The organism is Kitasatospora sp. NPDC096077 (assembly GCF_040303245.1).
Lineage (GTDB): Bacteria > Actinomycetota > Actinomycetes > Streptomycetales > Streptomycetaceae > Kitasatospora.
Genome location: NZ_JBEOSV010000026.1, coordinates 41,097 through 53,492 on the forward strand (window position 1 = coordinate 41,097; position 12,396 = coordinate 53,492).

The window sequence follows — 12,396 nt, forward strand, 5'->3', positions numbered from 1 at the left end:
GGCCGCCGAAGCACCGAGGGCCGCCGAGCGCTGCCGAGGGCCGCCCGGCACCGAAGCCGGAGGCCGCCGGGTTCAGCAGCTGGGGACGCTGCCGCCGCTCTTCAGCGCCTCCAGCGCCGAGACCGACTCGGCGAGCGTGCCCACCGGCACCAGCCGCAGCGTCTTCGGGGTGTTCACCTTGGCGTCCGTGCACTCGTCCCTGGGGAGCAGGAACACCGTCGCGCCGTCCCGGGCCGCCGCCAGGGTCTTCAGCGGCACGCCGCCCACCGGGCCGACGGTGCCGTCCTTGTCGATGGTGCCGGTGCCCGCGATCTTCAGCCCGCCGGTGAGGTCGCCGCCCTTGCCGTCGCCGGCGAGCTTGTCGACGATGCCCAGCGCCAGCATCTGCCCGGCGCTCGGGCCGCCCACGTCGCCCAGGTCGACCTTGACCTTCACCTGGTCCGGCGAGAGGTGGAGGTAGCCGAGCGCGGCCAGGGTGGCGCTGTCCTGCGACTCGGCCATCTGCTGGGCCGTCGCCTCCTCGGCCTTGGTCGGGTTGCTCTGCGGGTAGACCGTCTCGGTCGGCCGGACGGCCTCCTTCGGGTCGAACCAGGCCTGGAGGGAACGCCAGAAGGTGGTCCGCTGCTCCGGGTTGGTGGCCGAGATGGTGACCATCCGCAGCTCGCCCTCGGTGCTGCGCAGCGGCGCCCCGGTGACGGTGAGCACCGGTCGGCCCTGGTAGCTGCCGAGGGTGTCCGCGGTCAGACCCGGCCAGGTGATGGTGTACGGCAGCGGGACGAAGGCCGCCACGCCGAACAGCGCGGCGACCAGCACCCCGCAGAGCGCGAGCGCGCGGGTCCGCGGGGACGGGAGGACCTTGGGCAGCTTGGTGTCGGACACAAGGGGAATCCAAACACACCCGACGCCGTGGTACGCCCGGCCCGGTGCCCGTTACCGCAGGGCGTCGGCCACCTCGGTGGCCGCCTCCACCACCCGCGGGCCGACCCGCTCGGGCACCAGCCCGTTGAGCATCACCACGCCGACGCTGCCCTCGATGCCGCTCAGCCCGAGCAGCGCGGCGGCCGCCCCGCTGGCCCCGGACTGCTCCTCCGCACGGGTGATGACGAAGCCCTGTTCGGGCCGGCGCTGGCTGGGGAAGGTGCGGGCCTCCAGGATCGCCCGGCCGGCCGCGCTCTCGGTGAGCGGGTGCCGCAGGCCGGTGCGGTAGGCGACGTGGAAGTCCGTCCAGCTGGGTTCGACCACGGCGACGGCCAGCGCCTCGCTGCCGTCCACCAGGGTCAGGTGGGCGGTGGCGCCGAGGTCCTCGGCGAGGCTGCGCAGGGCGGGCAGCGCGGCCTCGCGCAGCAGCGGGTGCACCCGGTGGGCCAGCCGCAGCACGCCCAGGCCGACCCGGGCCCGGCCGCCGATGTCGCGGCGGACCAGGCCGTGCTGCTCCAGGGTGGCGAGCAGCCGGTAGACCACGGTGCGGTTGACGGCCAGCCGGGCGGCCAGCTCGGTGACGGTGAGCCCGCGCTCGGAGTCGGCGAGGAGTTTGAGGACGCGGACGCCGCGGTCCAACGTCTGGGAGGTCTCGGCAGTCACGACGGGCTGTCCTTTCCGCGGCGCTCGCGGGGCGGGCGGCGCCGGACCAAGAAGGTCGGTGTCGCGCGCAGGTGGGGGTGGCCGCGCTCGGGCCGCGCGGTGTCGTCCTCGACGGCCGCACGGTCCTGCGGAGCCCGTCCCGCGGGGGTTGCCCGGTGGAAGAGCGTGGGGGAAAGGTAGTGAAGGAAAGGTCGCGACGGAAGTGGTTGTCCAAAATTCGGTCGTGATCATCGGTGCCACCACCGGGAATTCCGGACGAACCCCGTCAATTCACCTGCCCCGACCGGATGTCGGTTCGACCCCGGTCCGATGTCCGGACACCCCGGCGCCGGCGGACCCGGGCCGGGCCCGCCCGTCCGCCGGCGCCGGGCCCGCCTGCCGGACCGTTACTTCGCCCACTCGCGGATCTTGGCGATCCGCGCCTTCAGCTGGTTGGCGGTGGCCTGCGCGGTCAGCGGGCCTCCGCACTGGCGGCGCAGCTCGTTGTGGACGGTGCCGTGCGGCTGGCTGGTGCGGTGGTGCCAGGCGGCGACCAGCGCGTTCAGCTCCTTGCGCAGCTCCCGCAGCTCCTGGTGGGTGACCACCGGCCGCTGCTCGGCCGGCAGCTCCAGCAGGTCGGCCTCCTCGGCGGGCTTGGTCTTGCTGCGCTGGATCTGCCGGTGCTGGCGCTTCTGCAGCAGCATCTGCACCTGGTCGGGTTCCAGCAGGCCCGGGATGCCGAGGTAGTCCTCCTCCTCCTCGCTCCCCGGGTGGGCCTGCATGCCGAATTCCATGGCGTTGTACAGGACCCGGTCGAAGACCGCCTCGGAGCCGAGCGCCTCGTAGGAGAACTCGTCGCCGCCGGCGCCGTCCGGGCCGTCGTTGGCCCGCTCGGCCTCGGCGAGCAGCCGGTCCTCCTCGTCGAAGAGGCCGTCGCCCTCCTTCTTCGGCCGGTCCAGCACGTGGTCGCGCTGGAGCTCCATCTCGTTGGCGAAGCCCAGCAGCATCGGGATGGTCGGCAGGAACACCGAGGCGGTCTCGCCGCGCTTGCGGGCGCGCACGAAGCGGCCGACGGCCTGGGCGAAGAACAGCGGGGTGGAGATCGAGGTGGCGTACACCCCGACGGACAGCCGGGGCACGTCGACGCCCTCGGACACCATGCGGACGGCGACCATCCAGCGCGAGGTGCCCTCCGAGAAGTCGGAGATCCGCTTCGAGGCCTCGGCCTCGTCGGAGAGCACCAGGGTGACCTTCTCGCCGCTGATCTCGCGCAGCATCTTGGCGTAGGCGCGGGCCACGTTCTGGTCGGTGGCGATCACCAGCCCGCCGGCGTCCGGGATGGCCTTGCGGACCTCGGTGAGGCGCCGGTCGGCGGCCTGGAGGACGGAGGGGATCCACTCGCCCTGCGGGGAGAGCGCGGTGCGCCAGGCCTGGGCGATCAGGTCCTTGGTCATCGGCTCGCCGAGCCGGGCCTCCAGCTCGTCGCCGGACTTGGTGCGCCAGCGCATGTTGCCGCTGTAGCTGAGGAAGATCACCGGGCGGACGACGTGGTCGGCCAGCGCGTGCCCGTAGCCGTAGGTGTAGTCGGCGACGGACTTGCGGATGCCGTCACCGCCCGCGTCGTACGCCACGAACGGGATCGGGTTGGTGTCCGAGCGGAACGGCGTCCCGGTCAGCGCCAGCCGGCGGGTGGCGGGCTCGAAGGCCTCGAAGCAGGCCTCGCCCCAGGACTTGGAGTCACCGGCGTGGTGGATCTCGTCCATGATCACGAGGGTCTTGCGGGCCTCGGTCCGGTTCCGGTGCAGCATCGGGTTGACCCCGACGCCCGCGTAGGTGACCACGATGCCGTGGTAGTCCCGGGAGAGCGGACCGGAGGAGTACGCCGGGTCCAGCCGGATGCCTATCCGGGCGGCGGCCTCGGCCCACTGCTTCTTCAGGTGCTCGGTCGGTGCGACGACCGTCACCTGCTGCACCAGGTGGTTGTGCAGCAGGTACGAGGCCAGGGTGAGCGCGAAGGTGGTCTTGCCTGCGCCCGGGGTCGCGACCGCGAGGAAGTCGCGCGGCTGGGTCTCGATGTACTTGTCCAGCGCACCCTGCTGCCAGGCCCGCAGCTTGCCCGCGGTGCCCCAGGGGGCACGACCGGGGAAGGCCGGGGACAGGTGGTGCGAGGCGGCGGGCGCGGCATGGCCGACGGCCCGGACGGGCTCCTGCTGCTCCTGTACGTCGGAGAACAGCGGCATCGAGGAGGCGGCGGCAGTACTCACGGTCTCCGAAGGGGATCATCGCAGGTCAGAGGCGGTTTTGCGGCCTCATCCCGCGGTCGGGCGGCGGTCGGACAACCCGCCCAGCCTACCGGGCCGGGGCCGTTCGGGCCTCCAGGCCGGGCTCCGCGCCGGGCCCGGGCGGCCGGAAGTCGATGTGACGCGGGTCACCTCGATTTCCGCTCGAAACCGGGTAATCCCCATCGTCCCCGGCACTCTCACCAGGGTGAGGCCGCCCCAACCCCACCTGCCGTCGGGCGGCCCCGTCGAACGAAGGGACCCACCCTTGTACTCCGCCGTCGAAGAGACCGTCCAGGCCCGTCTGATCCTCTCCCCGCACCGCTCCGTCCGGCTCCGGGTGGTGCTGTCCTACCTGCCGGAGGACCCGTTCGCGGTCCGGATGGCCTTCCCCGCCGAGTTCTCGCTGGACGACGCCCCGGACGGCCAGAGCGCCGAGGACATCGTCTGGGTGTTCGCCCGCCAGCTGCTCTCCTCCGGGCTGGAGCTGCCGGCCGGGGCCGGCGACGTCCACGTCCGACCCGCGCTCGGCCGGCGCACCATGGTCGAGCTGCGGGCCCCGGAGGGCACCGCGCTGCTCCAGTTCGACTCCACCGACCTGCGCCGCTTCCTGTGGCGCAGCCGTCTGCTCGTCCCGGAGGGCGAGGAGCACCTGCACCTGGACGCCGACCGCGCGCTCGCCCAGCTGCTCGGCTGACGGGGCGCCCGGCGTCCGGGAGCGCCCCCGCGCCTCCGGACGTCAGAGGGGGTCGCCCCAGGCCTTAGGACGGCCACCCGGGTCCGGGGCCCGGGAGGGCAGCCACCCCGCCACTCGCCCAGTCAGGCCGGTCAGCCCGACAGCTTGCGCATCAGCCGGACGCCCTGCGCCGCCGTGAGGTGCGGCAGGTAGGCCTTGCCGATCGCCCTGGTGATGCCGGGCAGCGCCGCCGGGTCGGGGTAGGCCATGTACATCGGCCGGTACTCCGGCTGGAACTTCGCCTTGAACGCCAGCAGCGAGCGGAAGCCGTACATCGGCTCCAGCGCCTTGCCCATCCAGTCCAGCGTCCGCTGCAGCCCGGTGGGCTCCTCGTCCTGCCTGGCGCGGGCCAGCGGTGCGCCCGACAGCGACAGGAAGAGCGCGCCCTCGCCCTTGAAGCCGAGCGCGGCCGAGGCGATCAGGAACTCGTTCACGCCGCGGAAGCCGTCCGAGCGCCGCCGCATGAAGTCCAGCGTCCAGCCGACCGGCACGCCGTCGCCGTACACCGGCATCCAGCTGGTCAGCCCGTGCACCACCCGGTCCTGGTCCACCGCGATCAGCACCCGCACGTCCGGGTCGTCCAGCTCCTCCAGCCCGCCGAGGGTGAAGCCCATCTCGGGCAGCCCCTTCTCGGAGACCCACTCCTCGGAGATCGCCCGGATCTGCTCGCGCAGCGCGAGCGGCGCCTCGTGGTACGCCCACCACTCCGCGGTGATGCCCTGCTTCCCGGCCTTGTTCAGGGCGGTGCGGATGTCCTGCCACTTGCGGCCGGTGAAGGCCAGCTCGGGCAGCGGCACCACGGTGTCCTCGGCGACCTGCACCGAGCGCCAGCCGAGCTGCCCGGTGACCGCCCTGGTCTCGGCGCCGACGCTGTAGAAGCACGGCGTCCAGCCCCGGGCGTCGCAGTACCGGGCGAACCCGGCCACCGCCCGGGGCCGGTCCTCGGCGGCGCCGAAGGGGTCGCCGGTGGTCAGCGCCACGGTGCCGACCACCCGGTAGGCGACGGCCGCGCGGCCGCCCTCGTCGAACCAGTAGTGGTTGCCGTCCCAGGTGGTGATGAAGGAGAGCGTCCCGCCGCCGTGCTCGGCGAGCAGCGCCCGGGCCCGGGCGGCGGCGGCCGCGTCGGTGTGCAGCACCGGACGGCGGAACGCCGAGAGCAGCGCGACCAGCGCGACCAGCCAGAACACCAGCCCGCAGTACGTCTCCAGGAGCAGCGCCACCGGGCCGACCGCTATCGGGTAGTCCGGCAGCAGGTCGTTGTACGCGGGCGGCAGGAACTGGGCCGGCAGCCCGTTCACCAGCCCGCGCACGCCCGCGCCCGGCTCGAACTGCCCGGCCACCAGCCGGCCGAGGCCCACGTACGCGGCCGAGGCGGCCAGCGCCGCCCCGCCGACCACCACGGCCAGCCGGCGCACGGCCCGGCCGGACAGCCGCAGCCGGAACCGCTGCCGGGTCGCCAGCAGCAGGGCGGTGGTCAGCAGCGGCAGCAGCATCGCCTCGACGAAGTACTGCACCACGTCGCCGCTGACCGGCCCGGCCTCGAAGTACAGCCAGGCCAGCAGCGCGGTCCAGAGCAGCTCGGTGGCGACGCTGATCCGCCAGGCGAACCGCAGGCCGCGGCGCAGCCCCTCGGCGAGCACCAGCAGCAGCGCCGGGAACAGCGCGGCCATCAGCCGGCCGGGGGTGTCGAAGATCCGCTCGACGGCGTGCGCCCGGGCGCAGCTGTGCACCGACTCGGCGCACAGGTCGGCCACCTCCTCGGGGCTGAGCCGGTGCGAGAAGTACAGCTCGGAGAAGGTGTTGAACGGTCCGCTGGCGTTGTCGTACAGCGAGGCGATCAGCGGTCCGCAGGCGGCGGCGACCAGGCAGAGCGCGACCAGCACCCGGGTCTCGCCGTGCGAGGAGCGGTGGGTGCGCAGGTACGGCCGCCCCCGGCTGAGCAGCGCGCCCAGGCCGAGGCCGCACAGCGCGGCGGCGCACCGCTGGACGCTCTGCAGGTGGCCGACGTAGAGCGTCATGACCAGCGGGAGGAGCAGCACCAGCAGGTGCAGCCGGCGACGCCAGAGCACGGTGAGCCGGTAGCCGAGCACCCCGGCCAGGGCGAACAGGCCGACGCCGGGCCCGACCGAGGTCTGGTCGGCCACCGAGGCGGTCCACTGCTCCCCGGCGGCGGAGCCCAACCGGACCAGCGCCGCGCCCAGCAGGGTGCCCGCCACCTGCCCGCCGACCAGCACCGCGAGGGTGTGCAGCCGGCCGAGCCGGCGCTCGGCGGCCGGGCCGACCAGGAGCAGCAGCAGGCTGGTGAAGACGTACGCTCCGGTGCCCGAGGACCAGAGCATCGAGCTGACCGGGGTCCACCAGCGGCCCTCGCCGAGGGTGGACAGGCCGACGCCGACCCGGGAGAGCAGGCGCTCGGACGGCCCGTCGGTCAGGCTCCCGGTGGCCGCGCCGACCGCCCAGAGCCCGGCCAGCAGGGTGAGGGTCAGCGGCGCCGCGCGCAGCTGGTCGCGGAGCAGCCGGGCGGCCCGGCGGATCCGCTGGGGGCCGGGCTCCGGCGTCCGGGTGACCGGGCCGAGGTCGGGCCCGGGCCCGGGCTCGGCGGTCGGCCGGGTCGTCGGTGCGGCGAGGAGTCGGGTCATCGGATCAACCCCGTCTGTTGCGCGAGCCAGGGCAGGTTCTGCTCGAAGGCCTGCCGGAACACCACCCAGCTGTGCCAGCCGGGGATGGTCTGGTAGCCGACCTTGATCCCGGCCGCCTGCGCCGCGGCGTGGATCTTCTCCTGCCCCGGCCGGTACCAGGGGTCGTCGGCGCCGACCACGATCATCCCGGCGGTGTCCGGGAACTTCCGGGCCGCCATCAGGTGCATCGGGTCGACGGCGGCGAAGGCCGCCTCGTCGCCGCCGAAGGCCTTGTCGACGGTCTCCTGGTGGGTGCCGAGGGTCGGCTCGTCCTGCCCGGAGATGTCCAGGAAGGTGCCGTACACCTCGGGCGCGTTGAGGGCCAGCTGGATGGCGCAGGTCCCGCCGAGCGAGAGTCCGCCGATGGCCAGCGAGCCGCGGCCGGTGGCGGTCTGCAGATTGTGGTGGATCCAGTCCGGGATGTCGGCGGCCAGGTAGGTCTGCGACTTGGCGATCCGGGAGTCCATGCAGAGCGGGTTGGAGAAGTTGCCGCCGGTCTGGTCGGCGACCACCACGATCGGGGCCAGGCCCTGGTGCTCGGCGGCGAAGGCGTCCAGGCTCTCCCGGATGGCGCCGGAGTTGACCCAGTCCTCGGGTGCGCCGGGCTGGCCGGGGAGCAGCACCACGACGGGCAGCAGCGGCCGGGGGTTGGCCCGGTAGGCGGGCGGCAGGTAGACGTACCCGGGGCGGGCGGTGAAGCCGGACTTGGTGCCGGGGATGGTCACCGGCGAGAGGGTGCCCTTGTCGGGCAGGCCGGGCGGCGCGTGCCAGACCTCGGCGAGCGGGCGGCCGGGCGTGCCCTGCACGGTGGCGGCGGCCCGTCCGGTGGTCAGTTCGTCGGTGTGCGGCGCCAGCATGGCCCGGGCGGTCGGGTACTGGTCGAAGCCGCGGTTGACCTGCGAGGCGGCCATCACCACCACCAGGGCCACGCCGCCGACGGCGAACAGCCGGCGGCGGACGGTCAGCAGCGGGGCGCGGAAGCAGAGCAGGGCTATGCCGAACAGCGCGACGGCGATCCAGCGCAGGACGAAGTCCGGCGTGCCCTCCGGGAACGGGCGCCACCAGTCGTCGACGGCGATCTTCACCAGCAGGGTGAGCAGGCCGCCGAGCAGCAGGGCGCCGAGCATCCGCGGGGCGCGCCAGCGCTCGTGCCGGGAGAGCGCCAGCAGGGCCAGCGCGGCCCAGCCCGCGGCGAGCACGGCGTAGGGGACGGGGCCGTGGGTGAGCGGCCAGTCGATCGGGTTCCAGCGGGTGGCGAGGGTGAGCGTGGTCATGCGGCTTTGCCCGGTGGTGTGGTGTCGGCCAGGAATCCGTAGGCGACGACGTTGCCCTCGTAGCCGTGTTCCTCGCTGTACGCGCCGCCGCAGGTGATGACCCGCAGCTGTGCGTCGGCGGCCTGGCGGTAGACCCGGTCGTCCGGGAAGTCCTTTCGGTCGTGCACTTCGATGGCGTACAGCTGGTAGACGGCGGTGGCGCCGTCGGCGCGGGCGATCTCGATCCGGTCGCCCCGGTGGAGTGCCCCCAGGTGGTAGAAGACGGCCGGCCCGGCCTGGTTGTCGACGTGGCCGGCCAGGATGGCGGTTCCACGCTGACCGGGGCTGGCGCCGCCGCGGTACCAGCCCGCGAGGTTGCGGTCGGCGGCGGGCGGGGCCTGGAGGTGGCCGTCCGGGTCGAGGCCCAGCTCGGTGACCGGGGCGTCCAGGCGGACGGCCGGGATGCGGATCCTGGTCGGGGTGGACGGGCCGAGCGGTGGGACGACCGAGACCGGGGCGAAGCCGGACAGCGCCTGTCCGCCGCCCGGCGCGGGCGGCAGGACGGGCGTGCCGCCGTCGTGCAGCAGCCAGGCGCCGAGCACCAGGGCCGCGCCGGCCGCCAGGGTGCCCGGCCAGGGGCTCCTGCTCTGCTGGACGCCCACGGTCGCTCCCTCCTGTCGGCCCGGATCCCCTTCCTGAGAGTTTCCTGGGAACTCATTCAATCGGATCGGATGCCGGGCCACGTCCCCACGATGGTCGTATCCACACCCGCCGATCGGCAGGGATGACGGCCCGATCCTGCGCCGAGTGGGCGTTCCGCCACGGACCGTGACGGCCGTTTTCCGCGCCCCGGCACGGCACTCTCACCCGTCGAACAGCATCGACGTTTCGGCCCGCCGGTTCGGTTGCGTCAATCGGGCGATCGATCACGACCGTCCGCTGCGCCTCTTCGACCGTTCCGGCCCGCGTGGCATGCTGACCCGGTCACGGGCTCCATCCCTCTCCGGTCGGACCGTACTTCCGCACGCCGCGCCCCCGCAGCACGCGAGCCGGCCGTCAGCCGAACGCCACATGAACGGAGTGACCATGGACGCACTCTCCCGCCGAACCCTGCTGGCCGCCGGAGCGGCCACCGCCGCCACCCTGGCGGCCGGCTGCGGCAGCGACCGGGCCGGCGGCGAGCAGACGGCCGGCGGCGCGACCCCGGCCGCCCCACCGTCCGAGGGACAGGGCGCCACCCCGGCCCCGGCCCCGCAGAAGCCGCAGGTCACGCTCATCGGCGACGGCTCCACCTCGGACACCGGCCCCCAGCCGCACCAGCCGGTCGTCGAACGGCTCCAGCCCGGCCAGCGGCCCCCGCAGTTCGTGGTCTTCTCCTGGGACGGCGCCGGCGAGCTGGACAACGGCCTGTTCGGCCGCTTCCGCCGGCTGGCCCAGGAGCACAACGCCTCGATGACCTTCTTCCTGAGCGGCCTCTACCTGCTGCCGGAGTCCAAGAAGGACCAGTACCGCCCGCCGCAGCACAAGGTCGGCGCCTCCGAGATCGGCTACCTGAGCGACCAGCACATCCACGACACCCTGGAGAACGTGCACGCCGCCTGGCTGGAGGGCCACGAGATCGGCACCCACTTCAACGGCCACTTCTGCGGCTCCACCGGCGTCGGCAAGTGGTCCCCGGAGGAGTGGGACAGCGAGATCCAGCAGGCGATGGACTTCGTCACCAACTGGCGCACCAACACCGGCTTCACCGACCTGCCGGCGCTGCCCTTCGACTACCGCAAGGAGCTGATCGGCAGCCGCACCCCCTGCCTGGAGGGCCAGCGCAACCTGCTGCCCACCGCCGTCAAGCGCGGCTGGCGCTACGACAGCAGCGGCAACGGCACCCAGGTGTGGCCGCAGAAGATCCAGGGCGGCGCCCTGTGGGACCTCCCGCTGCAGTCCATCCCGTTCCCCGGGCACACCTTCCAGGTGCTGTCGATGGACTACAACATCATGTTCAACCAGTGCGGCCCCAACACCAAGGCCGATCCGGCGCTCTACCCGGGCTACCAGACCCAGGCCCGGGACGCCTACCTGATGGGCTTCGACCGCACCTACAACAGCAACCGGGCGCCGTACATCATCGGCAACCACTTCGAGGAGTGGAACGGCGGCATCTACATGAACGCCGTCGAGGACGTGCTCAAGGCGATCGCGGACAAGCCGGAGGTCCGGCTGGTGTCCTTCCGCCAACTGGTGGACTGGCTGGACGCCCAGGACCCGGCGGTGCTGCGCAAGCTGCAGGGCCTCGGCCCGGGGCAGTCCCCGGCCGGCGGCTGGGAGGCCTTCCTCGGCACCCCGGCGGCGCCGCCGGCCCCCTCCCCCAGCGCCACCGCCACGAGCTGACCGGGGCCGTCAGGACCGGGCGCGCACCCGGCCGGCGAGCAGCGCCCCCAGCGCCGCGACCGCGGCCATCACCAGCAGGATCGCCGCGAAGGCGCCGGGCGAGCCGTCGGCCCCGGTGCCCTCGTGGGCGGCGGCCAACGAGCCGCCGCCCAGCGCCGCGAACAGCACGCCCGCCAGGCCGGTCAGCAGCACGTTGCCCAGCGCGTCGCTCATCTGCAGCGCGGCCGAGTTGGCCCCGGCGTCCTCCGGCGCGGAGAGCCGCATCATCAGCACGCTGACGCTGGCGACCGTCAGCCCCATCCCGACGCCGCCGACGCCCCAGGCCACCGAGGCCGTCCAGGACGGCACCGCCGGGACCAGCACCAGCGCGGAGCCCGCGATCGCCACCGCGGTCAGCACGAAGCCGCCGCGGATCATCGCCCCGCGGTAGCGCTCGGCCCCCGGCCGCCCCTGCAGCCAGGAGCCCAGCGCCCAGGAGAGCCCGCCGCTGGTCAGGGTGAGCCCGGCCAACGTCGGCGAGAAGCCGCGCTGAGTGGTCATCATCAGCGGGATGAAGGCCTCGGCCGCGAAGAACGCCCCCGCCGCCACCCCGCGCAGCAGGATCACCGTCGGCAGCCCGCGCCCGGCCCGCAGGGTCCCCTTCGGCAGCAGCCCCAGGACGGCCGGCACCAGCAGCGCCGCCCCGGCGATCCCGGGGACCAGCCCGACCAGGTCGCGCCGCTGGCCCGCGTACTGCAGCAGCCCGGCGCCGACCGCGGCCATCGCGGCCAGCAGGGTGCGGCGGCGGTCGAAGTCGGCGCCCCGGAGCACCGGGTGCTCCCGCTCGGAGCGGGTCAGCGCCGGGCCCATCACCGCCAGCGGCAGCAGGATCAGCGCCGGCACGGCCAGGAACACCCAGCGCCAGCCGAGGTGCTGGGTGACGGCCCCGGAGACCAGCGGCCCGACGATCGAGGGCAGCACCCAGGCCGAGGAGAAGGCGGCGAACACGGACGGCCGCAGCCGCTCCGGGTAGGCCCGGCCGACCACCACGTACAGCGCGACGATCACCAGCCCGCCGCCCAGCCCCTGAATCGCCCGGCCGGCCACGAACACCCACATGCCGGGCGCCGTCCCGGCCACCACCAGGCCCGCCCCGAACACCGCGATGCCGGTGAACAGCGGCCGCAGCGGGCCGCGCCGGTCGCACCACTGGCCGGAGACGACCAGGGCGAACAGCGTGGTGGTGAAGTAGCCGGAGAAGGCGAAGGCGTACAGCTGGAGGCCGTCCAGCTGACGGGCCGCGGTCGGCATCGCGGTGTTGACCGCGGTCGCCTCGAAGGCGATCACCAGGACCACCGACACGATCCCCAGCGTCAGCGCCCGGTACCGGGCGCTCATGACTCCCCCACCGGGGTCGGATCCGGTGGGTATCGAGGCGGAGTCGACCGAGGTGGGGGAGGCTGTGGTCATACGTAACATCGTAAGAGCCGTCCGGGCCGACGGATCCTGACTTACGGCGGTGATCC

Annotated in this window: 9 protein-coding genes; 2 read left to right on the top strand and 7 right to left on the bottom strand. The window is 73.8% G+C overall.

The window, feature by feature from the left end:
* Nucleotides 1-72: 72 nt before the first annotated feature.
* The 3 genes from ABTZ03_RS22805 to ABTZ03_RS22815 all read right to left on the bottom strand — a co-directional run bounded on the left by ABTZ03_RS22805 (nt 73) and on the right by ABTZ03_RS22815 (nt 3,800).
* Complete coding sequence (locus ABTZ03_RS22805; RefSeq protein WP_350514887.1) at nt 73-879, bottom strand: S16 family serine protease; 807 nt, start codon at nt 877-879, stop codon at nt 73-75.
* Nucleotides 880-930: 51 nt separating this feature from the next.
* The gene (locus ABTZ03_RS22810) at nt 931-1,581 is read right to left on the bottom strand and encodes an IclR family transcriptional regulator (protein WP_188305665.1); all 651 of its coding nucleotides are present in this window, start codon (nt 1,579-1,581) and stop codon (nt 931-933) included.
* Nucleotides 1,582-1,967: 386 nt separating this feature from the next.
* A complete protein-coding gene (locus ABTZ03_RS22815) occupies nt 1,968-3,800 on the bottom strand; it encodes a DEAD/DEAH box helicase (RefSeq protein ID WP_350514930.1) in 1,833 nt (610 codons plus the stop codon).
* Nucleotides 3,801-4,107: 307 nt separating this feature from the next.
* Between ABTZ03_RS22815 and ABTZ03_RS22820 the strand changes: the two genes are divergently transcribed.
* The gene (locus tag ABTZ03_RS22820; protein WP_350514888.1) at nt 4,108-4,536 is read left to right on the top strand and encodes an SsgA family sporulation/cell division regulator; all 429 of its coding nucleotides are present in this window, start codon (nt 4,108-4,110) and stop codon (nt 4,534-4,536) included.
* 131 nt (nt 4,537-4,667) lie between these two features.
* Here the strand turns inward: ABTZ03_RS22820 and ABTZ03_RS22825 are convergent, their stop codons facing one another.
* The 3 genes from ABTZ03_RS22825 to ABTZ03_RS22835 are packed head-to-tail and all read right to left on the bottom strand — an operon-like array spanning nt 4,668 to nt 9,168.
* Nucleotides 4,668-7,214 carry a rhomboid family intramembrane serine protease gene (locus ABTZ03_RS22825; RefSeq protein WP_350514889.1) on the bottom strand — a complete coding sequence of 849 codons (2,547 nt, stop codon included), beginning with the start codon at nt 7,212-7,214 and terminating at the stop codon, nt 4,668-4,670.
* Complete coding sequence (locus ABTZ03_RS22830) at nt 7,211-8,527, bottom strand: alpha/beta hydrolase (protein ID WP_350514890.1); 1,317 nt, start codon at nt 8,525-8,527, stop codon at nt 7,211-7,213. Before ABTZ03_RS22830 ends, ABTZ03_RS22825 begins: the two co-directional genes overlap by 4 nt.
* Entirely contained in the window at nt 8,524-9,168 is a 645-nt protein-coding gene (locus ABTZ03_RS22835) for a class F sortase (RefSeq protein ID WP_350514891.1), read from the bottom strand. Before ABTZ03_RS22835 ends, ABTZ03_RS22830 begins: the two co-directional genes overlap by 4 nt.
* A gap of 424 nt (nt 9,169-9,592) precedes the next feature.
* Between ABTZ03_RS22835 and ABTZ03_RS22840 the strand changes: the two genes are divergently transcribed.
* The gene (locus ABTZ03_RS22840; RefSeq protein ID WP_350514892.1) at nt 9,593-10,891 is read left to right on the top strand and encodes a polysaccharide deacetylase family protein; all 1,299 of its coding nucleotides are present in this window, start codon (nt 9,593-9,595) and stop codon (nt 10,889-10,891) included.
* A 9-nt stretch (nt 10,892-10,900) separates the two neighbouring features.
* Here ABTZ03_RS22840 and ABTZ03_RS22845 read toward each other — a convergent pair whose 3' ends face one another.
* Nucleotides 10,901-12,340 carry an MFS transporter gene (locus ABTZ03_RS22845; protein WP_350514893.1) on the bottom strand — a complete coding sequence of 480 codons (1,440 nt, stop codon included), beginning with the start codon at nt 12,338-12,340 and terminating at the stop codon, nt 10,901-10,903.
* Between the last annotated feature and the right edge of the window lie 56 nt (nt 12,341-12,396).